Source organism: Leifsonia sp. NPDC077715, assembly GCF_040686855.1.
Taxonomy (GTDB): domain Bacteria; phylum Actinomycetota; class Actinomycetes; order Actinomycetales; family Microbacteriaceae; genus Leifsonia.
In genome coordinates this window covers 657,913-677,730 of sequence record NZ_JBFBOG010000001.1, presented here as the reverse complement: position 1 = coordinate 677,730, position 19,818 = coordinate 657,913, and the positions used below count along the sequence as shown (strand labels likewise).

At 70.4% G+C, this 19,818-nt stretch carries 22 protein-coding genes; 18 read left to right on the top strand and 4 right to left on the bottom strand.

Annotated features, from left to right (window positions below; translation table 11 throughout):
• The first annotated feature begins 63 nt into the window (after positions 1–63).
• A complete protein-coding gene (locus AB0P25_RS03300) occupies positions 64–1,089 on the top strand; it encodes a GNAT family N-acetyltransferase (protein WP_363805376.1) in 1,026 nt (341 codons plus the stop codon).
• Entirely contained in the window at positions 1,079–1,954 is an 876-nt protein-coding gene (gene truA / locus AB0P25_RS03295) for a tRNA pseudouridine(38-40) synthase TruA (protein WP_363805375.1), read from the top strand. The genes AB0P25_RS03300 and truA overlap by 11 nt, the downstream gene beginning before the upstream one ends.
• A 5-nt stretch (positions 1,955–1,959) precedes the next feature.
• Here truA and AB0P25_RS03290 read toward each other — a convergent pair whose 3' ends face one another.
• Complete coding sequence (locus AB0P25_RS03290) at positions 1,960–2,799, bottom strand: helix-turn-helix transcriptional regulator (protein ID WP_363805374.1); 840 nt, start codon at positions 2,797–2,799, stop codon at positions 1,960–1,962.
• A 103-nt stretch (positions 2,800–2,902) separates the two neighbouring features.
• On the opposite strand from AB0P25_RS03290, the gene AB0P25_RS03285 reads away from it, so the two are divergent.
• The 5 genes from AB0P25_RS03285 (at position 2,903) to glmM (ending at position 7,360) form a co-directional block, all read left to right on the top strand.
• The gene (locus AB0P25_RS03285) at positions 2,903–3,850 is read left to right on the top strand and encodes an SDR family oxidoreductase (protein ID WP_363805373.1); all 948 of its coding nucleotides are present in this window, start codon (positions 2,903–2,905) and stop codon (positions 3,848–3,850) included.
• Between the two features lie 110 nt (positions 3,851–3,960).
• A complete protein-coding gene (locus AB0P25_RS03280) occupies positions 3,961–4,764 on the top strand; it encodes a hypothetical protein (RefSeq protein WP_363805372.1) in 804 nt (267 codons plus the stop codon).
• 215 nt (positions 4,765–4,979) lie between these two features.
• Complete coding sequence (gene rplM / locus AB0P25_RS03275) at positions 4,980–5,426, top strand: 50S ribosomal protein L13 (protein WP_363805371.1); 447 nt, start codon at positions 4,980–4,982, stop codon at positions 5,424–5,426.
• Positions 5,427–5,473: 47 nt separating this feature from the next.
• A complete protein-coding gene (gene rpsI, locus AB0P25_RS03270) occupies positions 5,474–5,971 on the top strand; it encodes a 30S ribosomal protein S9 (RefSeq protein ID WP_175337730.1) in 498 nt (165 codons plus the stop codon).
• A gap of 27 nt (positions 5,972–5,998) precedes the next feature.
• Entirely contained in the window at positions 5,999–7,360 is a 1,362-nt protein-coding gene (gene glmM / locus AB0P25_RS03265; RefSeq protein ID WP_363805370.1) for a phosphoglucosamine mutase, read from the top strand.
• A gap of 4 nt (positions 7,361–7,364) precedes the next feature.
• Here glmM and AB0P25_RS03260 read toward each other — a convergent pair whose 3' ends face one another.
• The gene (locus AB0P25_RS03260) at positions 7,365–7,673 is read right to left on the bottom strand and encodes a helix-turn-helix transcriptional regulator (RefSeq protein ID WP_363805368.1); all 309 of its coding nucleotides are present in this window, start codon (positions 7,671–7,673) and stop codon (positions 7,365–7,367) included.
• A gap of 78 nt (positions 7,674–7,751) precedes the next feature.
• Positions 7,752–8,690: a type I pantothenate kinase gene (coaA, locus tag AB0P25_RS03255; RefSeq protein WP_363805367.1), complete on the bottom strand. Its 939-nt coding sequence runs from the start codon at positions 8,688–8,690 to the stop codon at positions 7,752–7,754.
• A 66-nt stretch (positions 8,691–8,756) separates the two neighbouring features.
• On the opposite strand from coaA, the gene glmS reads away from it, so the two are divergent.
• The 8 genes from glmS to AB0P25_RS03215 all read left to right on the top strand — a co-directional run bounded on the left by glmS (position 8,757) and on the right by AB0P25_RS03215 (position 15,470).
• Positions 8,757–10,607 (top strand): glutamine--fructose-6-phosphate transaminase (isomerizing), encoded by a 1,851-nt coding sequence (gene glmS, locus AB0P25_RS03250; protein ID WP_363805366.1) that lies wholly within the window; start codon positions 8,757–8,759, stop codon positions 10,605–10,607.
• Positions 10,608–10,611: 4 nt separating this feature from the next.
• Complete coding sequence (locus AB0P25_RS03245) at positions 10,612–10,968, top strand: holo-ACP synthase (RefSeq protein ID WP_363805364.1); 357 nt, start codon at positions 10,612–10,614, stop codon at positions 10,966–10,968.
• The gene (gene alr, locus AB0P25_RS03240) at positions 10,956–12,086 is read left to right on the top strand and encodes an alanine racemase (protein WP_363805363.1); all 1,131 of its coding nucleotides are present in this window, start codon (positions 10,956–10,958) and stop codon (positions 12,084–12,086) included. The genes AB0P25_RS03245 and alr overlap by 13 nt, the downstream gene beginning before the upstream one ends.
• A gap of 47 nt (positions 12,087–12,133) precedes the next feature.
• Positions 12,134–12,589, top strand: a complete 456-nt coding sequence (gene tsaE / locus AB0P25_RS03235) for a tRNA (adenosine(37)-N6)-threonylcarbamoyltransferase complex ATPase subunit type 1 TsaE (protein WP_363806233.1) — start codon at positions 12,134–12,136, stop codon at positions 12,587–12,589.
• A gap of 9 nt (positions 12,590–12,598) precedes the next feature.
• Positions 12,599–13,219: a tRNA (adenosine(37)-N6)-threonylcarbamoyltransferase complex dimerization subunit type 1 TsaB gene (gene tsaB / locus AB0P25_RS03230; protein ID WP_363805362.1), complete on the top strand. Its 621-nt coding sequence runs from the start codon at positions 12,599–12,601 to the stop codon at positions 13,217–13,219.
• Positions 13,216–13,701 carry a ribosomal protein S18-alanine N-acetyltransferase gene (gene rimI, locus AB0P25_RS03225; protein ID WP_363805360.1) on the top strand — a complete coding sequence of 162 codons (486 nt, stop codon included), beginning with the start codon at positions 13,216–13,218 and terminating at the stop codon, positions 13,699–13,701. Before tsaB ends, rimI begins: the two co-directional genes overlap by 4 nt.
• Positions 13,698–14,780, top strand: a complete 1,083-nt coding sequence (gene tsaD / locus AB0P25_RS03220; RefSeq protein ID WP_363805359.1) for a tRNA (adenosine(37)-N6)-threonylcarbamoyltransferase complex transferase subunit TsaD — start codon at positions 13,698–13,700, stop codon at positions 14,778–14,780. The genes rimI and tsaD overlap by 4 nt, the downstream gene beginning before the upstream one ends.
• A gap of 123 nt (positions 14,781–14,903) precedes the next feature.
• Complete coding sequence (locus AB0P25_RS03215) at positions 14,904–15,470, top strand: DUF4190 domain-containing protein (RefSeq protein ID WP_064109750.1); 567 nt, start codon at positions 14,904–14,906, stop codon at positions 15,468–15,470.
• 19 nt (positions 15,471–15,489) lie between these two features.
• On the opposite strand, the gene AB0P25_RS03210 is transcribed toward AB0P25_RS03215, so the two are convergent.
• On the bottom strand, positions 15,490–16,677 hold the full coding sequence (locus AB0P25_RS03210; RefSeq protein WP_363805358.1) for an SAM-dependent methyltransferase: 1,188 nt from the start codon (positions 16,675–16,677) through the stop codon (positions 15,490–15,492).
• Positions 16,678–16,820: 143 nt separating this feature from the next.
• On the opposite strand from AB0P25_RS03210, the gene groES reads away from it, so the two are divergent.
• The 3 genes from groES (at position 16,821) to guaB (ending at position 19,800) form a co-directional block, all read left to right on the top strand.
• Positions 16,821–17,117: a co-chaperone GroES gene (groES, locus tag AB0P25_RS03205; RefSeq protein WP_055894868.1), complete on the top strand. Its 297-nt coding sequence runs from the start codon at positions 16,821–16,823 to the stop codon at positions 17,115–17,117.
• Between the two features lie 152 nt (positions 17,118–17,269).
• Positions 17,270–18,214 carry an EamA family transporter RarD gene (rarD, locus tag AB0P25_RS03200; RefSeq protein WP_363805357.1) on the top strand — a complete coding sequence of 315 codons (945 nt, stop codon included), beginning with the start codon at positions 17,270–17,272 and terminating at the stop codon, positions 18,212–18,214.
• An 83-nt stretch (positions 18,215–18,297) separates the two neighbouring features.
• Positions 18,298–19,800 (top strand): IMP dehydrogenase, encoded by a 1,503-nt coding sequence (gene guaB, locus AB0P25_RS03195; protein ID WP_064109747.1) that lies wholly within the window; start codon positions 18,298–18,300, stop codon positions 19,798–19,800.
• Positions 19,801–19,818 lie beyond the last annotated feature (18 nt).

Here is a 19,818-nt window from a genome sequence, read left to right as displayed (position 1 = left end):
TCAGAAGGCCCCGCATCCACGGATGCGGGGCCTTCGTCGTATGCGGCCCGTAAGGTGAGAGGCATGACCGACGACACCCTGCCGCCGCTCCGGGAGCGGGTCAGCGCCCCTCCGTCGCACCGCCCGCAGCATCCGGAGATCGCCGAGTGGCGCCCGGCGACGATGGACGATGTGGATGAGGTGCACGCGGTCTTCCACGCCATCGACACCGAGGATCACCCCAACTACCTGACGAACCGGGAGCAGGTCGAGGAGGAGCTGGGGTACACCTTCATCGATCTGGAGCAGGACACGCTGCTGGCCGTCACCGCCGACGGTCGCGTAGCCGCGGTCGGGATCGTGATGGAGCCGCCGCGCCAGGAGACGCTGGTGCGCGAGTTCATGAACGGAGGCGTCCATCCGGAGTTCCGCGGTCGCGGGATCGGTCGCGAACTGCTCGCCTGGCAGCGGGCCCGCGGCGAGCAGAAGCTCGCGGCGTCGGAGAAGCGCCTCCCGGGCTGGCTGGTCGGCTACGCCGACGTCCGCGCGCCGGGCCGGCAGCGGTTGCTCGAGGCGGGCGGCTTCGCGGTCGTGCGGTACTTCCAGACGATGGAGCGCGATCTGGGCGATCCCATCCCCGAGGTGTCGCCGATCGGCGAGGTACGGATCGAGCCGTACCGGGCTGAGCTGTCGGCTGCTGTGCACACGGCACGGGACGACGCGTTCCGCGATCACTGGGGCAGCCAGCCGTTGTCGGACGAGCAGTTCGCGGGGCTCACCTCTGGCACCTTCGACGCGTCGCTCTCATTCGTCGCGATGGTCGACGACGTCGTCGCCGGAGTCCTGCTGACAGACGTCGCCGAGGAGGACTGGCCCGGCCAAGGCTTCACCGGCTCGTACGTCTCGACAGTGGCCGTCACGCGTCCGTACCGTGGCCGACGGATCGCGCCCGCCCTGCTGCGGGCCGTGCTCGAGGCGTCGAAGGTGCGCGGCCTCGAGAAGGTGGTCCTCGACGTCGACGCCGAGAATCCGACGGGCGCCCTTGGCCTCTACACCGGGATGGGATTCGTCACCTCGCATCAGGAGCTGGGGCTGGTCCGTGCCTACTGATCCGCTGTCGGCCACGCGATACCGGCTCGATATCGCCTACCAGGGCACCGACTTCAACGGCTGGGGCCGCCAGCCCGGGCTGCGGACGGTGCAGGGCACCCTCGAGGACGCGCTCGCTACGATCTTCCGTCGCGCCGGCGATCCACCGCTGCTCACGGTCGCCGGCCGCACCGACGCCGGCGTCCACGCGACGGGTCAGGTCGCGCACGTCGATCTGACGCCGGAGCAGGAGGCTGTGCTGCGGAAGCCGCACGGCAAGCGTCCGCCGCTCTCGGCGGAGGAGGCGCTGGGCCGTCGTCTCAACGGCATCCTCGGGCCGGTGTCGGACGTTGTCGTGCTGGCGGCGTCGGTTGCCCCGGACGGCTTCGACGCGCGCTTCTCGGCGCTGTGGCGGCGGTACCAGTACCGGGTGGCCGACCGCGCCTCACTCCGTGACCCGCTGCAGCGGCATCGCACGGCCTGGGTCTCGTCCGACCTGGATGCCACGGCGATGGACATGGCGTCGCACGGGCTGCTCGGGCTGCACGACTTCGCCAGCTACTGCAAGGCGCGCGAGGGCGCGACGACGATCCGCACGCTCCAGGCGTTCGCCTGGCGCCGCGACCCCGACGGCGTGCTGGTCGCCGATCTCACGGCGGACGCCTTCTGCCACAGCATGGTGCGCGCGCTGGTGGGCGCCTGTGTCGAAGTGGGGGAGGGCAAGCTCGCGCCGCAGGACCTCGTGGCGCTGCGCGACGAGCGGCAGCGGACCAGCGCCTTCAAGGTGATGCCGGCGCGCGGGCTGACCCTGCTCGAGGTCGGCTACCCCGAGGGAGCGGAGCTCGCGCTGCGAGCCGAGCGCACGCGGGCGCTTCGGGAGCTGTAGGCGCCTCAGGTCAGCGACTGCGCACCGATCACGGACAGCAGCCGCAGCTTCTCGGCGGATTCGCTCCCCGGGATCGCCGTGTAGACGAGCAGCGAGTGCGCGTGGCCGGGGTCCACGAGCTGCTGGCAGTGCAACTCCAATTCGCCCACCTCCGGATGCATGAAGTGCTTGACCTCCTTGGGTCGGAGTCCGACCTCGTGCACGGCCCAGAGCGTCCGGAACTCCTCGCTGCGCTCGCGCAGGTACTCGCTCAGCGCGGCGGCTCGAGACCCGGGTCCCCGGGCGGTCGCGATCTCGCGCAGGCCGGAGGCGAACATCCGGCTGAGGAAGTCGTGCTCGCGGGGTGCATAGAGCCGACGCGATGCCGGGTCGGTGAACCATCGCACTCCGAGGCTGCGTTCCGGCCCGCGCAGGGACGCGGTGTCGCCCGTCAGCGCCACGCCCATCCTGCTCTGGCGCAGCGTCTCGCCCAGCTCGGTCACGATCTCGGCCGGGGTGTCGTCGAGGCGGTCGAGCACGCGCAGCAGACCCGGGCTGACGTGCTCGCTCTCCACCCCCTGCGCGGGCGGCGTGTGCCCTGCGAGCCGGAACAGGTGATCGCGCTCGGCGTGCGAGAGATGCAGGCCCTGGGCGATCGAGGCGAGCATCTGCTCGGAGGGCTGCGGGCCGCGCTCCCGTTCCAGCCGGGAGTAGTAGTCGACGGACATGTGCGCGAGCGCCGCCACCTCCTCGCGCCGCAGCCCGGAGGTGCGGCGTCGGGCGCCGCGCGGCAGCCCCACGTCCTCCGGTTGCAGCAGCTCGCGCCGCGTGCGGAGGAAGTCGGCGAGTCCCGTGCGGTCGATCACCCTTCATGTCTACCGTTCCGCGCCTTCCGCAGCCACGGATCGTCAGGCCGTGGCTATGTCTCTGCGGCCGATCCAGGGTTGTCTCCGAGAGAAGGAGAACGCCATGGCACGGACCATCGACATCGACATTCCCGACCTGAGTGGCCGACGGACGGTCGTCACCGGAGCGAGCGACGGCATGGGCCTCGTCATCGCGGAGCGGCTGGCGCGTGCGGGCGCGGAGGTCGTCATGCCCGTCCGCGATCGGGCGAAGGGCGAACGGGCCGCCGCGCGCATCCGCACCACCGTGCCGGAGGCCGGGCTCGTGCTGCGGGAGCTCGACCTGGCGTCGCTCGACTCGGTAGCCGCCTTCGGAGAGGGGATGCGCGCCGACGGGGAACCCGTCCACATCCTGATCAACAACGCCGGGCTGATGACACCCCCGGAACGCCGCACCACGGCGGACGGGTTCGAGCTGCAGTGGGGCACGAACCACCTCGGGCATGTCGCCCTCGTCGGTGCCCTCTTCCCGCTCCTCCGGGAGGGACGGGGGCGCGTCACGTCGCAGGTGAGCGTGGCCGCGCGGAGCGGCGCGATCGACTGGGACGACCTCGGGAGCGAGCGGCGCTACGACGCGCAGCGCGCGTACAGCGCCTCGAAGATCGCGCTCGGCCTGTTCGGGCTGGAGCTGGACCGGCGGAGCGCGGCCGGTGACTGGGGCATCACGAGCAACCTCGCGCACCCCGGCGTCGCCCCGACCAACCTGCTCGCCGCGCAGCCCGGGTACGGACGCGCGGCGGACACGGGTGCCGTCCGCCTGATCCGCCGGTTGTCGGCCTGGGGCATCCTCGTCGGAACCCCGGAGACGGCGGCCCTTCCGGCTCTGCTGGCGGCGACGAGTCCGGATGCGGTGGGCGGGACGATGTACGGCCCGAGCGGACCCGGCCACCTGAGTGGCGCTCCGGCCGAGCAGCCGCTCTACCGTCCCCTGCGCGATGCCGCCGAGGCTGCGCGCGTGTGGGAGGTGTCGGAGCGGCAGTCAGGGGTCGCGCTGCCCTCGGTGCGGCGCTGACGATGAGCCGGCGCGAGCTGTAATTCTCTGCGATCCTCGCGTCATCAGGAGCCCGCATCGTCGTCAAGAGTGGTAAAGGCGCATCTCGTCTTAAGAACAAAGGAGGACAGATGAACCACAGACCACGCTGGCTCCGGCGGGCCGTCGGTGCCCTGGCGATCGCGGCACTGGCGGTCGTTGCGGGCGTCGGAGCGGCCACACCCGCCCAGGCGGACGACACCTGGACTTGGAACACGGCGACACATCCCGCCGGCGCCGGCGCAAAAGAACACATCGGGTGGGGGACGACAGGCGGGGGAATCTATCGCTACCACGGCGTGACCTTCGTGCCGACCGCAGGCCACGTCGCGCAGCCTCTTGGGAGCTGGATGAACGAGGGAGTGACCGGCTCCGGAACGCTAGGACGCATTGCATACACGACCTATGCCGATGGCAGGAGCCAGGTTCCCGACATCGGTCTCACCTCGACCGGGACGAAGCCAATCGAGCCGAAGCTGCGCGTGTCGGATGGCTGGCAGGATGCGATGGTGATGGATGTGGCGCACCCAGGGGATGTGCTCCCGGGTGGTGCGCTGTGTCACTCCGGTACGTCCGCGCAGACCATGGCTGAAGGAGGATATCGCTGCGGCGAGGTCAGGTTCACCTGCGCGGCGACGTCGACCTACTGCTACACCACGATTCCGGTCAGTGGCGGTGATTCCGGAGGTCCGGTGTGGTGGTATTCCCCGGGCGGCATCAAACTGTACGGCTGGGTCGTAGGACACGTGGGCGATGACCAGGCGGTGTTCGTCCCCGTTTGGACGCTACAGAACCATGTGTGGACCGAAGGTCAGTCCTGGTCATCGTGGGGTTACCCGCCCGGTAACGACGGCACCGGCTGTTTCGTGACGGTGAAGGGCTGCATTCGTTCGTGAGTCGACCCGGCGGCGAGGCGCTCAGCGTCTCGCCGCCCGGTTTGACCGGGTATGACGCCGTCCCGTACTATTGATCTTTGGTGTCCGCGCCTCCTGCGGTGCGGCACGCGAACGTGAGCCCTCCACCGGCATCGGTTCCCTCTTCTCGAGAGACGAACCCCCATCGGAGCGGGATTCACGAACACCTCCGTTCGAGACAGAAAGCAGCCACTACTGTGACGCGCACGTATTCCCCGAAGGCAGACGAGATCCAGCGCGACTGGGTCATCATCGACGCGACCGATGTCGTGCTCGGCCGTCTCGCCAGCCACACCGCCGCCCTCCTGCGCGGCAAGCACAAGCCGACCTTCGCCCCGCACATGGACTCCGGCGACTTCGTCATCATCGTGAACGCCGACAAGGTCGCCCTGACCGGCCAGAAGGCCGCTCAGAAGAAGGCGTACCGCCACTCGGGCTACCCGGGCGGCCTCAAGGCGACCACCTACTCCGAGCTCCTGGAGAAGAACCCGATCCGCGCCGTCGAGAAGGCCGTCCGCGGCATGCTCCCGAAGAACTCCATCGGTCGCGCCCAGCTCCGCAAGCTGAAGGTCTACACCGGAAGCGAGCACCCGCACGCCGCCCAGCAGCCGAAGCCGTACACGCTCGGCCAGGTCGCGCAGTAAGCGCGCTAGACGACTTTCAGACTTAGAGACAAAGGATTATCACCACCGTGGCGAAGATCGCAGACAGCATCGACTCGGCCCAGGTCGAGAACGTCGAGTCCTACTCGACCGAGACCCCGGAGAGCGCGGCCCCGGCCGCGCCCCGTCCCGTCCTCTCCGTTCCGGGTGCGGCCGTCGGCCGCCGCAAGGAGGCCATCGCGCGCGTGCGCCTGGTCCCGGGCGCCGGAACCATCACGGTCAACGGCCGTGAGTTCGCGGACTACTTCCCGAACAAGCTGCACCAGCAGCTCATCAACGACCCGTTCAAGGTGCTCGACCTCCTCGGCTCCTACGACGTGGTCGCCCGGATCACCGGCGGCGGCCCCTCGGGCCAGGCGGGCGCGCTGCGTCTCGCCATCGCGCGCGCTCTCAACGAGATCGACCGCGAGAACAACCGTCCGACCCTGAAGAAGGCCGGCTTCCTCACCCGTGACGCCCGCGTCACCGAGCGCAAGAAGGCCGGTCTCAAGAAGGCCCGCAAGGCGTCGCAGTTCTCCAAGCGTTGACGCTTCCGAGCGTTTAGGCTTCGGTCCATGCCCCGCCTTTTCGGAACCGACGGCGTTCGCGGTCTCGCGAACGGCAGTCTCACCGCCGACCTCGCGCTCGGCCTTGCTCAGTCAGCTGCTGCTGTGCTGACGCAAGGCCGCAGCGCCGAGGCGCGGCGAGCCGCCGGCAAGCGCCCGACGGCCATCGTCGCCCGCGACCCCCGCGTCTCGGGCGAATTCCTCTCCGCCGCCGTCGCGGCCGGGCTCGCGAGCTCCGGCATCGACGTCTACGACGCGGGAGTCATCCCCACGCCGGCCGCCGCGTTCCTGATCGCCGACTACGACGCCGACTTCGGCGTGATGGTGTCGGCGTCGCACAACCCGGCGCCCGACAACGGGATCAAGATCTTCGCCCGCGGAGGCACCAAGCTCCCGGACATCGTCGAGGACCGCATCGAGCAGCACCTCGACCTCGACAAGCTCACCCCCACCGGCGCCGACGTCGGGCGCATCCGCCGCTTCGCGGACGCCGAGGACCGCTACGTCCTCCACCTGCTGGCCAGCCTGCCGCACCGGCTCGACGGCATCCACGTCGTCCTCGACTGCGCGCACGGCGCCGCCGCGGGCATCTCGCCGGAGGTCTTCACCGACGCCGGCGCCCGTGTCACCGTCATCGGCGATGCCCCGGACGGCATGAACATCAACGACGGGGTCGGCTCCACGCACCTCGACAATCTGGCGAAGGCCGTCCTCGCCGCCGGTGCCGATGTCGGCATCGCGCACGACGGCGACGCCGACCGCTGCCTCGCGATCGACGCCGACGGCAACGTCGTCGACGGCGACCAGATCATGGCGATCCTCGCGGTCGGCATGAAGGAGCGCGGCAAGCTGCGCGACGACACCCTCGTGGCCACGGTCATGAGCAACCTCGGCCTCAAGCTCGCCATGCGCGAGAACGGCATCCGCGTCGTCGAGACCGCAGTGGGCGACCGCTACGTCCTCGAGGAGATGAACGAGCACGACTTCTCTCTCGGCGGCGAGCAGTCGGGCCACGTCATCATGCGCGAGTACGCGACGACCGGCGACGGCATCCTGACCGGCCTGCACCTCCTCAGCGAGATGGCGCGACAGGGCAAGTCGCTGGCCGAGCTCGCGAAGGTGATGACCGTCTACCCGCAGGTGATGGTCAACGTGAAGAACGTCGACCACCACGCGGTGCACACCGACCAGGGCCTCCAGACCGCGGTGCAGACGGCGGAAAGCGCGCTGGGCGACAGCGGCCGCGTGCTGCTGCGCCCGTCGGGCACCGAGCCGCTGGTGCGCGTCATGGTGGAGGCCGCCGACCAGGACACGGCCGAGCGCCTGGCGAACGAGCTCGCCGACGTGGTGCGGGAGCGCCTGGCGCTCTAGCGCGTCAGCGCTTCTCGTGTTCGCGCTGCGCGGCCAGGAAGTCGGCGACCGAGTACGCGCGCGAGCGGTCGGGCAGCATGTCGGCGCCGTAAAGGCCCTTCATCAGCTCGCCCGGGTCGACGTTCAGCGCGGTCGCCAACCGGACGATCGTGTGCAGCTCCGAGTTCGCCTCGCCGCGCTCCACCCGCCCGTAGTTGGTGACGTGCATGTCGGCGAGCCCGGCGATGTCCTCCTGGCTCATGCCGAGGGCGATGCGCGCTTCGCGGACGCGGCGGCCGAAGACCTCGGCAGCACGGGAGCGGGGAGCAGACATGCCTCATGCTTACGGTGCGGTTGCATGCATGGCCAGAGCTTGACTGCCACACGCATCTGAGCGTCGGGCTTAAGAACCTCAGAGTTTCCGCAGGAGAACCGAACTGACGGCGTGGTTGTCGTCCTTCCGCAGCACGAGCTTCGCTCGGGAGCGGGTGGGCCGGATGTTCTGCACGAGGTTCGGCTCGTTGATGGCGGACCAGATCGACGCGGCCCGTGCGCGAGCCTCCTCCTCCGTCAGCTGTGCGTACCGGTGGAAGTAGGACTTGGGGTTGGTGAACGCGCCGCGCTGCAGCTTGAGGAAGCGCTCCTCGTACCAGCGCGCGATGTCGCGGGTGCGTGCATCCACGTAGACGCTGAAGTCGAACAGGTCGCTCACCGCGAGCCGGTTGCCGCCGCCGGCCGGCTGCAGCACGTTGAGGCCTTCGACAATCAGGACATCGGGACGCCGGACCACGATCTCGGCGTCGGGCACGATGTCGTAGCTGAGGTGCGAGTAGAACGGGGCGCGCACCTCCGGAGCGCCGCTCTTCACCGCGGTGACGAACCGGAGCAGCGCCTTGCGGTCGTACGACTCGGGGAAGCCCTTGCGGTCCATCAGGCCCAGCCGTTCCAGCTCGGCGTTGGGGTGCAGAAAGCCGTCGGTCGTGACCAGCTCGACGCGCGGGGTGTCGTCCCACCGCGACAGCAGCTCGCGCAGCAGGCGAGCGATGGTCGACTTGCCGACGGCGACCGAGCCGGCGACGCCGATCACGAACGGGGTGCTCGCGGCACGCTCGCCGAGGAAGTCGCTGGTCACCCGGTGCAGCTGCTTGGTGCCGCCGACGTAGAGGTTGAGCAGGCGGCTCAGCGGGAGGTAGACCTCTTCGACCTCGCGCATGTCCAGCGGGTCGCCCAGGCCGCGCAGCTGGACGATCTCCGTCTCCTGCAGCGGCAGGCGCGTGTTCTCCGCCAGCTCCGCCCAGTCGGAGCGGCTCAGCTCGACGAACGGGGTGGAGGAGTCTCCGTGGGGAAGCATAGGTCCCCAAGTCTAGGGGTGCCGCTCTCAGCGGGCCCTCACTGCGCCCACGATAGACTCGACCCCATGTGTGGAATCGTGGGGTACGTCGGTACCGACAAGAGTCTCGAGGTGCTCCTCGGCGGTCTGAAGCGCCTGGAGTACCGCGGTTACGACTCGGCGGGCATCGCGGTGATCGGCCCGGACGGTGAACTGGGCACCGCGAAGAAGGCGGGCAAGCTCTCGGTGCTGACCGAGGACCTGCAGGAGCACCCCATCCCGAACGGCCAGACCGGCATCGGTCACACCCGGTGGGCGACGCACGGCGGTCCGACCGACGTGAACGCGCACCCGCACCTGGGCGACGAGGGCCGCCTCGCCGTCATCCACAACGGCATCATCGAGAACTTCGCGACGCTGAAGGACGAGCTGCTGGCCGACGGCTTCGCGTTCGAATCCGAGACGGACACCGAGGTCGCCGCCGTTCTGCTCGGCCGCGAGTACCGCCGCACGGGCGACCTGCCGCAGGCGTTCCAGTCCGTCGTCTCGCGCCTCGAGGGCGCGTTCACCCTGCTCGCGATGCACCAGGACCAGCCGCACGTCGTCGTCGGCGCACGCCGCAACTCCCCGCTGGTGATCGGCCTGGGCGAGGGCGAGAACTTCCTCGGCTCCGACGTCGCCGCGTTCGTCGAGCACACCCGCCGCGCGATGGCGATCGGACAGGACCAGATCGTCACGATCACGCCGGACAGCGTCACGGTCACCGACTTCGAGGGCGCGCCGGTCGAGGTCGAGCCCTTCGAGGTCGCCTGGGACGCGTCCGCCGCCGAGAAGGGCGGCTGGTCGTCGTTCATGGCGAAGGAGATCGCCGAGGAGCCGGATGCCGTGGCCAACACGCTGCGCGGCCGCCTGGTCCACGAGACGGTCCACATCCCCGAGTTGGACGCGCTGGGCGACGACTACTTCGCCGGCATCGACCGCATCACGATCATCGCGTGCGGCACCGCTGCCTATGCCGGCCTGGTCGGCAGCTACGCGATCGAGAAGTGGGCGCGCGTCCCCGTCACGGTCGAGCTCAGCCACGAGTTCCGCTACCGCGAGCCGGTGCTCACCGACGGCACCCTGGTCATCTCGATCAGCCAGTCGGGCGAGACCATGGACACGCTGATGGCGGTCAAGTACGCCCGCGACGGCGGCGCCAAGGCCATCTCGGTCTGCAACACCCAGGGCGCGACCATCCCGCGCGAATCGGACGCGGCGCTGTACACGCACGCCGGCCCGGAGGTCGCGGTCGCCTCGACCAAGGCGTTCGTCGCGCAGATCACCGCGCTCTACCTCTTCGGCCTGCACCTCGCCCGCATCCGCGGCACGCTGTCCGCCGCGCAGCAGCGCGACGCGATCGCGGAGCTCCAGGCCGTGCCCGAGAAGATCGCGGCCGTGCTCGAGTCGCACGCCGACATCGCCCAGCTGGCCAAGTGGATGTCGGACACCCGCTCGGTGCTGTTCCTCGGCCGTCACGTCGGCTACCCGATCGCGCTGGAGGGTGCGCTGAAGCTCAAGGAGCTCGCGTACATCCACGCCGAGGGCTTCGCCGCCGGCGAGCTCAAGCACGGCCCGATCGCACTGATCGAGCCGGGTCAGCCGGTCTTCGTGGTGGTGCCGAGCCCGCGCTGGTCGGACGAGCTGCACAAGAAGGTCGTGTCGAACATCCAGGAGATCCGCGCCCGCGGTGCCCGCGTCATCGCAATCGCCGAGGCCGGCGACGCCGCGGTGCTGCCGTTCGCCGACGAGGTCATCCGCATCCCGCTGGCCGCTCCGCTGTTCGAGCCGCTGCTGGCCGTCATCCCGCTGCAGATCTTCGCGATGGAACTGTCCGCCGCGAAGGGACTCGACGTCGACCAGCCGCGCAACCTGGCCAAGTCCGTCACCGTGGAGTGACGCCGTGATCGCCGGCATCGGGGTCGACGTCGTCGATCTGGCCCGCTTCGAGCGGTCGATCGCGCGCACCCCGAAGCTGCGCGAGCGGCTGTTCACCGAGGCGGAGCGGCCGCTTCCGGTGCACTCCCTCGCCGCGCGGTTCGCGGCGAAGGAGGCGCTGATCAAGGCGCTGGGGGGCTCCGAAGGCGTGCGCTGGCACGACATGGAGATCGTCCCCGACGAGGAGAGGAACCCCGGTTTCGTGCTGCACAACGTGGTCGAGGCGCAGGTACGCGAACGCGGCATCGTCCGCATCCACGTGTCCATGACGCACGACGCGGGGGTCGCGACGGCGTTCGTCGTGACGGAGTGCGCGCCGTGACCGAGCTCCGCGAGCGGGTCGTCGATCTGGACGCGGTGACCGCGAACGTCGTGCGCCTCCGCGAGGTCGTGGGCACGCCGCACGTGATGGCGGTCGTCAAGGCGGACGCGTACGGGCACGGCGCGGTGGAGAGTGCCCGCGCGGCGCTCGCCGGTGGCGCCGACTGGCTCGGTGTGGCCGAGATCGCCGAGGGGCTGGCGCTGCGCGACGCAGGGATCGACGCCCCGGTGCTGGCGTGGCTGCACGACCCGGATGAGGACTTCGCCGCTGCCGCGCAGGCCGGGATCGACCTGGGCTTGTCGTCGTTGCGGCAGTTGGAATCCGCGGCCCGAGCGGCCGTGGCGACCGACGTTCCGGTGCACGTGCAGCTGAAGGTCGAGACCGGCCTCAGCCGGAACGGCATCGCCGAGGACGACTGGGACGCGGTGTTCGTGCGGGCGCGCGAGCTGGAGACGGACGGCACGGTCGTCGTGCGCGGGATCTTCTCGCACCTGTCCAACGCGTCGCCCGAGGACGACCGCGCGGCCGTCGCCGTGTTCGAGCGGGCGCTCGCCCGGGCGGCCGCGGCCGGCCTCGAGCCCGAGCTGCGTCACATCGCGGCCAGCGCCGCCGCGCTCACTCTGCCGGATGCACGGTACGACCTGGTGCGGCTCGGCATCGCGATCTACGGGCTGTCGCCGTTCGGCGGCGGGGCGGGCGCGGAGCTGGGGCTGCGTCCCGCGATGACGCTGCGCGGCCGGGTCGCGGCGGTGCGCCGGGTGCCCGCCGGAAAGGGCGTCTCGTACGACTACACCTACCGCACGACCGGCGAGACGACCCTTGCGCTCGTTCCGCTCGGGTACGCCGAGGGGATCCCGCGCCACGCGTCCAACGCCGGCCCGGTGTCGATCGGCGGCCGGACCTTCCGCATCAGCGGACGCGTCGCCATGGACCAGTTCGTGGTCGATGTCGGCGACCTCGACGTGCAGGTCGGCGACGAGGTCGTGCTGTTCGGCGACCCGGCGACCGGCGTCCCCGGAGCCGACGACTGGGCGGACGCGGCCGGGACGATCAACTACGAGATCGTCACGCGGCTGGGAGGCCGCCTGAAGCGGACGTTCGTGGGAGGGCCGCGGTGAGCGCACTCGCCCTGCCCGCCACCCGTCGGATCGCCACGGCGGACGACATGCACGCGCTCGGTCTGGAGCTCGCGGGCGTGCTCCGGGCGGGCGACCTGGTCGTGCTCTCCGGCCCGCTCGGCGCGGGGAAGACCACGCTGACGCGCGGCATCGGCGAGGGACTGGACGTGCGTGGCCCGGTGACCAGCCCCACCTTCGTGCTCGCACGGACGCATCCCGCCCTCTCCGGCGGCGCGCCCCTCGTGCACGTGGATGCGTACCGCCTCTCGAGCGCGCTGGAACTCGACGACCTCGATATCGACTTCGCCGGCTCGGTGGTCGTCGTGGAGTGGGGGAGCGGGATGCTCGACGGCGTCGCCGAGTCGTGGCTGGAGGTCGCGATCGAGCGGCCGACCGGCGCCGACGAAGGGTCCGAAGTGGCGGGCGACGACGACGAGGTGGACGAGCCCCGCACGGTCACGATCACCGGCTTCGGCCCGCGCTGGGCCGTCGATCCCGCTTAGGCTGGACGCATGCTCCTCGCCATCGACACCTCCGCCGGAACGAGCGTCGCGGTGGTCGACCTGGACGCCGGCGTCATCTCCGAGGTGATCGAGACCGACACCATGCGCCACGCCGAGGTGATCGGCACGCTCATCGACGAGGCGCTGCGGGTCGCGGGTGTCGAGGTGCGTGCACTGTCCGGCGTCGTCGCCGGGATGGGTCCCGGCCCCTTCACGGGTCTGCGCGTCGGGATCGCCGCCGCGAAGGCGTTCGCGATCGGCGCGGGCAAGCCGCTGGTCCCGGTGGTGAGCCACGACGCGATCGCCTACGAGCAGTACGCCGTCGGGGCGAACGGTCCGCTGCTGGTGGTGACGGACGCCCGCCGGCGCGAACGCTACTGGACCGCGTACTCCGGAGCCGACGACCTCGGGCTCCCGATCCGCCTCGACGGCCCCGGCCTCGCCAAGCCCGACGACCTGCCGCATCCCGAGGTCCCGCGCATCGAGACCGACGTGGTACCCGCCGGCCGGCTCGGGATGCTCGCCGAACTCCGCTACGCGAACAGGCTCCCGATGGATGCCGACGACGCCCTCTACCTGCGCTCGCCCGATGTCACCCTCTCGGCCGGACCGAAGCGGGTGACCGCATGACCGCGTACCAGCTGCGGCGCGCACAGGCCGCCGATGTTCCGGCGATCATGGAGCTGGAGCGCTCGGTCTTCGTCACCGACGCCTGGTCGGAGCGCTCCATGCTCTCGGAGGTGACCGGCGAGCACGGGTACTACCTGGTCGCCTTCGAGCCGGAGACGCCGGAGCGGATCGACGCGTACGCCGGGCTGCTGGCGCCGCGCGGGGGAGGCGAGGGCGACATCCAGACCATCGCGGTGGCGCCGCACGCCCGTCGCCGAGGACTCGGACGCGCGCTGATGCTCGCCCTCATCGGCGAGGCGCGCAACCGCGGCGCGCGCGAGGTGTTCCTGGAGGTGCGCGCCGACAACCCGGGAGCCCAGACGCTGTACCGTGCCCTCGGATTCGAGGAGATCGGCGTGCGCCCGAAGTACTACCAGCCGGACGGAGTGGACGCCCTCGTGATGCGCCTCACCGTCCCGACCCCGGAGACGACCATCGCATGACCTCCGTCACACCCGCCGACGGGCCGCTCGTCCTCGGCATCGAGACCTCCTGCGACGAGACCGGCGTCGGCATCGTCCGCGGCACCACGCTGCTCTCCAACACGATCGCGTCGTCGATGGAGGAGCACGCGCGGTACGGCGGCGTCGTGCCCGAGGTCGCGGCGCGGGCCCACCTGGAGGCGCTGGAGCCGACCCTGCGCACCGCGGTCGCGGACGCGGGCATCGAGCTGGCCGACGTGGACGCGATCGCCGTCACCAGCGGGCCGGGGCTCTCCGGCGCACTGATGGTCGGCGTCGGCGCGGCGAAGGCCCTCGCCGTGTCGTTGGGCAAGCCGCTCTACGCGGTCAACCACCTGGTCGGCCACGTCGGCGCCGACCTGCTCGACGCGTCCGGCGGCCCCGGGCACCCCGTCGAGCTGCCGACCATCGCCCTGCTCGTCTCGGGCGGTCACACCTCCCTGCTGCTGGTGCGCGACCTGGTGTCGGATGTGGAGCTCCTGGGCGAGACCATCGACGACGCGGCCGGGGAGGCGTTCGACAAGGTCGCGCGCGTGCTCGGCCTGCCGTATCCCGGCGGCCCGCAGATCGACCGGGTCGCGGCGGACGGCGACCCGACCGCCATCCGCTTCCCGCGCGGGCTGACCCGCCCGAAGGACCTTGAGAAGCACCGCTACGATTTCTCGTTCTCCGGTCTCAAGACGGCCGTGGCGCGCTGGGTGGAGCAGCGCCAGGACGCGGGCGAGGGCGTGCCGGTCGCCGACGTGGCCGCGTCCTTCCGCGAGGCCGTCGTGGACGTGCTCATCACGAAGGCGCTCAATGCCTGCCGCGACCACGACGTCCCCCGGTTGCTGCTGGGCGGCGGTGTCGTCGCCAACGCGCGCGTGCGGCAGCTCGCGGTCCAGCGCGCGGCGGAGGCCGGCGTCGCACTCCGCATCCCGGCGCTCTCGCTGTGCACGGACAACGGCGCGATGATCGCCGCACTCGGGGCCCAGCTGATCCAGGCGGGGCACGCGCCGAGCGAGCTGACCTTCTCGGCCGACTCCACGCTGCCGGTCACGGAGATCCAGGTCACGCGCTGAGACGTGCGTTGACACCCCTGCGCGGGCCCTGCCACGATGGAGGGATACAGCGTTCTCTCAGGAAGGCGACTTCCGCGGAGTCGCTGGATCACCAGAGCCTCCACGATGAAGGAGATGGGTCTCATGACCGATCCGAACGCCCCCACCGACCCGGTGGACCCGAACACGCAGAATGGCTCGGTCCCTCCGCCGCCTCCGACTCCGCCCGCGGCACCCGCGGGTGACACCGGTGCTGTGCCGCCGCCCGCTCCGGGATACGGCCAGCAGCCGCCGGCCCCGGGATACGGCCAGCAGCCGCCCGCGCCGGGATACGGCCAGCAGCCGTATGGCCAGCAGCCCTACGGCCAGCAGCCGGGGCAGCCCTACGGCGCCCAGCCCGCCTACGGCCAGCCCGCTCCGGGCTACACGCAGCCGTACGGGCAGCCGGCCGCGAAGTCGCCCATCCTCAGCATCCTGTCGCTCATCGGCGGCATCGTCGGCCTCCTGATCAACCTGGTCTGGGGCATCGGCTTCCTGTTCGGCGTCGCCGCGGTGGTGCTCGGCTTCATCGGCAGGAACAAGGAGCCGCAGGCCCGCGGCTTCTGGCTGACCGGCATCATCCTGGGCTTCGTGAGCATCGCCATCGCGATCATCTACTGGATCATCCTGGCGATCGTCTTCGCGAGCCTCGCGAACTACAACACCTACTGAACGCGCAGCGCCGGGCGGCCTAGATCCGCTCGGCGAGGAGCGCCGTGTGCCGCCCGGCCACCCTGGTGAGGATCAGGGTCGCCGGGCGGTCGCCGTTCAGCGCCAGACGCTTCCGCAGGGCCGCCGGATCGACGTCCACGCCCCGCTTCTTGATCTCCAGCGTGCCGATGCCGCGCTGTCGCAACGCACGTCTCAGGTCCTTCTCGCCCGCCGGAAGCGTCTCCAGGATGCGGAAGCCGGAGGCGAACGGCGTCTCGACGGGCGCATCGGCGGTGACGTAGGCGATCTGCTCGGAGAGCATCCGCCCGCCGAGGCGCCGGGCCAAGTCGCCGATCAGGCGCGCGCGGATGACCGCGCCGTCGGGCTCGTACAGGTACTCGCCGAGCGGGCCGGTCTCCTCATCCACGCTGTCCGCGTCGGCCACGAGCTCGTCGGCCTGGTCGCCGCGCAGCACCAGCGCCGCCCGGCGGATCCCCGGGCGGGCCAACGCGCCGAACCACAGGCCGAGCTCGACCACCTGGCCGTCGGCCGAGACCCACTGCGCTTCGGCGGTGGAGGGGATGAGGTCGCGGTCGAACCCGGGGCCGAGCTTGAGCCCGACCGACCGGCCGGTCGCGAGCTCGTAGGCGAAGCCGAGCGACGGCGTGTAGTCATCGGGGTCGACCAGCCGCTCGGTCTGCGTGTGGCCGGCCGTGCGTCGGGCGGGGTCCAGGAAGACGCCGTCGATCGCGCGGAGGTCGACGTCCTCGGCGCGCCTCTGCTCGACCGTCGCGGTCGGGAAGGGGGCCAGGTTGAAGGAGGCGATGGCCGCGGTCACCTCGTCCGCATCCACCGCGGTCACCTCGAGCTCGAGGGCGGCGAGCGCGAGGGCGTCGCCGCCGATGCCGCATCCGAGGTCGGCGACGCGGCCCAGGCCCGCTGCGCGGAAACGGCCGGCGTGGCGGGCGGCCACCGGGAGGCGCGTCGCCTGCTCCAGTCCGGCCTCGGTGAACAGCATGCTGGACGCGAAGTCGCCGAACTTCGCCTGCGCCTTGCGGCGGAGTTTGGACTGCGTGAGCACCGCCGCGACGAGGGCGGGCGAGTGGCCCTGCTTGCGCAAGTCGCTGACGATCCGGAGCACATCCTTCTCGCTGCGGTACGGTGGCAGCGAGTCGAGGAGACGGAGCCCTTCCGGGCTCAGCAGCGCGACCAGCTCGGACCGTTCCATGCCTCAACGCTACCTTTCCACGGAGCTTGGCACTCACGTTGCGTGACTGCTAACGCACCCCCTAGACTCGTGTTAGCACTCTCAGTGCGAGTTTGCTAATCAGTCTTCGTCAAGACACTGTTCTTCACAGGAAAGGGGTCAACGTGTCGGTCTCCATCAAGCCGCTCGAGGATCGCATCGTCATCAAGCAGGTCGAGGCTGAGCAGACCACTGCGTCCGGTCTGGTCATCCCCGACACCGCCAAGGAGAAGCCGCAGGAGGGCGAGGTCGTCGCCGTGGGCCCGGGCCGCATCGACGACAACGGCAACCGCGTCCCGCTCGACGTCGCCGTCGGCGACAAGGTCATCTACTCCAAGTACGGTGGCACCGAGGTCAAGTTCGGCGGCGAGGACTACCTGGTCCTGTCCGCTCGCGACGTCCTCGCGGTCGTCGTCCGCTGACGCACCCCTCTTCGCAACGGCCCGGCTGCTCTGAGCAGCCGGGCCGTCGTCGTTAACTCCGGCGAGATTCGTGCCGAATGTGCGCTTTCGGGGCCGCATAACGCACATTCGGCACGAATCTCGCGGCGGTGACCGGAGGTAGAGTCGGACGAGTGGCATCCTCCTCAGACGACCTCTCCTCGCATCGCACCTCCGGGCTGATCTACGCGGTATCGGCGTACGTGCTCTGGGGCATCCTCCCGATCTACTTCCTGGCGCTCGCCCCGGCCGGCGCGTGGGAGATCGTCGCCTGGCGGATCATCTTCTCGCTCGGGTTCTGCGCCATCGCGCTGACCGTCACGCGCACCTGGCGGCAGTTCGGCGCCCTGATGCGGGACACCCGGGTCCTGCTCACGATGGGGCTCGCCGGCGTCCTGATCTACGTCAACTGGCAGACCTACGTCCTCGCGACGGTGAGCGGCCACGTCGTCGAAGCGGCGCTCGGCTACTTCATCAACCCGATCGTCACGGTGTTCCTCGGCGTCCTCGTGCAGCGCGAGCGGTTGCGGATCGCGCAGTGGGTCGCCGTCGGCGTGAGCGTGGTGGCGGTCATCGTGCTCGCGGTGGGCTACGGGTCCGTGCCGTGGATCGCGCTCATCCTCGCCTTCTCCTTCGGGCTCTACGGCCTCATCAAGAAGCGGGTCGGCGGCCGCGTGGACGCGCTGTCCGGCCTCACCCTGGAGACGATGTGGCTGACGCCCGTCGCCGTCATCCAGCTCATCGTGGTCGGCGTGACGGCCGGTCTCACGCTCGGGACCGCCGGGCCCTGGCACACCGTGCTGCTGGTCGGCGCGGGCGTCATCACCGCCGTCCCGCTGCTGTTCTTCGCCGCCGCGTCGCGCCGGCTCCCGCTCGTGTTCATGGGCTTCATCCAGTACTTCGCGCCGATCATCCAGTTCGTCGTCGGCGTCGCGGTGCTGCACGAGGCGATGCCGCCGGAGCGGTGGCTGGGCTTCGCGATCGTCTGGCTCGCGCTGGTCATCCTCAGCGTCGACATGATCGTCGCCGCGCGCCAGGGGAAGCGGGCCGCGGAGCTCGATCTCGCGACCGTCGACTGAGTCCCCGAATCACGGAATACCCGCTCAGGTTCTGCCGTTACCATTGAGCATCCACAGTCGCGCATCTTCTTGATAGGGGTGAAATGGATCAGCCCGATCCGTTCGGTTTCATCGGTTTGACCTACGACGACGTCATGCTGCTCCCCGGGCACACGGACGTCATCCCGAGCGAGGCGGACACCTCGACTCGCCTGACCAAGCGCATCTCGATGGCCACTCCGCTGCTGTCGAGTGCGATGGACACCGTCACCGAGTCGCGCATGGCGGTCGCCATGGCGCGCCAGGGCGGCATCGGCATCATCCACCGCAACCTCTCGATCGAGGATCAGGCGTCGCACGTCGACAAGGTGAAGCGCTCAGAGTCGGGCATGATCACCAACCCGGTCACCACGACCCCCGACGCGACCGTCGAAGAGGTGGATGCGCTGTGCGGCCAGTTCCGCGTGAGCGGCCTCCCGGTAGTCGAGCCGGACGGCACCCTCGTCGGCATCATCACCAACCGCGACATGCGCTTCGTCTCGCCGTTCGAGCGGTCGACGACCAAGGTCCGCGACGTGATGACCCGCCAGCCGCTGATCACCGCGCCGGTGGGCATCGACCCGGACTCCGCGGTCGCCATCTTCGCCGAGCACAAGATCGAGAAGCTGCCGCTGGTGGACGCCGACGGCAAGCTCCGCGGCCTCATCACCGTCAAGGACTTCGACAAGAGCGAGAAGTACCCGGACGCCACGAAGGACGACGAAGGCCGTCTGCGCGTCGGCGCCGCGATCGGCTTCTTCGGCGACGCCTGGGACCGCGCGATGACCCTGGTCGACGCGGGCGTGGACGTCATCGTGGTCGACACGGCCAACGGCGACAGCGCCGGCGTGCTCGACATCATCCGCCGCCTCAAGGCCGAGCCGCGCGCGTCGCACGTCGACGTGATCGGCGGCAACGTGGCGACCCGCTCCGGCGCGCAGGCGCTCATCGACGCAGGAGCCGACGCCATCAAGGTCGGCGTGGGCCCCGGCTCCATCTGCACCACCCGCGTCGTCGCCGGTGTCGGCGTGCCGCAGGTGACCGCCGTGTACGAGGCGTCCCTCGCGGCGCGCGAGGCGAACGTCCCGCTCATCGCGGACGGCGGCCTCCAGTACTCGGGCGACATCGCCAAGGCGCTCGTCGCCGGCGCGGACAGCGTCATGCTGGGCTCGCTGCTGGCCGGAACCTCCGAGTCGCCAGGCGAGCTCGTCTTCGTCAACGGCAAGCAGTTCAAGAACTACCGCGGCATGGGGTCGCTCGGCGCCCTCCAGACCCGCGGCAAGAAGACCTCGTACTCGCGCGACCGCTACTTCCAGGCGGATGTGCCCAGCGACGAGCAGCTGATCGCCGAGGGCATCGAAGGGCAGGTGCCGTTCCGCGGACCGCTCTCCGCCGTCGCGTACCAGCTGGTCGGCGGCCTCCGCCAGTCGATGTTCTACGTCGGTGCGCGCACCATCCCGGAGCTCAAGTCGAACGGCAAGTTCGTCCGCATCACGGCGGCCGGGCTCAAGGAGTCCCACCCGCACGACATCCAGATGGTCGTGGAGGCGCCCAACTACCGTCGCTGAGCCGGCCCAGCGGCCGCC

Coding starts and splice junctions, on each gene's coding strand:
- AB0P25_RS03300 (WP_363805376.1), top strand. CDS start 64: ATGACCGACGACACCCTGCCGCCGCTCCGGGAGCGGGTCAGCGCCCCT.
- AB0P25_RS03285 (WP_363805373.1), top strand. CDS start 2,903: ATGGCACGGACCATCGACATCGACATTCCCGACCTGAGTGGCCGACGG.
- AB0P25_RS03280 (WP_363805372.1), top strand. CDS start 3,961: ATGAACCACAGACCACGCTGGCTCCGGCGGGCCGTCGGTGCCCTGGCG.
- glmM (WP_363805370.1), top strand. CDS start 5,999: ATGCCCCGCCTTTTCGGAACCGACGGCGTTCGCGGTCTCGCGAACGGC.
- AB0P25_RS03260 (WP_363805368.1), bottom strand. CDS start 7,673: ATGTCTGCTCCCCGCTCCCGTGCTGCCGAGGTCTTCGGCCGCCGCGTC.
- coaA (WP_363805367.1), bottom strand. CDS start 8,690: ATGCTTCCCCACGGAGACTCCTCCACCCCGTTCGTCGAGCTGAGCCGC.
- glmS (WP_363805366.1), top strand. CDS start 8,757: ATGTGTGGAATCGTGGGGTACGTCGGTACCGACAAGAGTCTCGAGGTG.
- tsaE (WP_363806233.1), top strand. CDS start 12,134: ATGCACGCGCTCGGTCTGGAGCTCGCGGGCGTGCTCCGGGCGGGCGAC.
- tsaB (WP_363805362.1), top strand. CDS start 12,599: ATGCTCCTCGCCATCGACACCTCCGCCGGAACGAGCGTCGCGGTGGTC.
- rimI (WP_363805360.1), top strand. CDS start 13,216: ATGACCGCGTACCAGCTGCGGCGCGCACAGGCCGCCGATGTTCCGGCG.
- tsaD (WP_363805359.1), top strand. CDS start 13,698: ATGACCTCCGTCACACCCGCCGACGGGCCGCTCGTCCTCGGCATCGAG.
- AB0P25_RS03215 (WP_064109750.1), top strand. CDS start 14,904: ATGACCGATCCGAACGCCCCCACCGACCCGGTGGACCCGAACACGCAG.
- AB0P25_RS03210 (WP_363805358.1), bottom strand. CDS start 16,677: ATGGAACGGTCCGAGCTGGTCGCGCTGCTGAGCCCGGAAGGGCTCCGT.
- guaB (WP_064109747.1), top strand. CDS start 18,298: ATGGATCAGCCCGATCCGTTCGGTTTCATCGGTTTGACCTACGACGAC.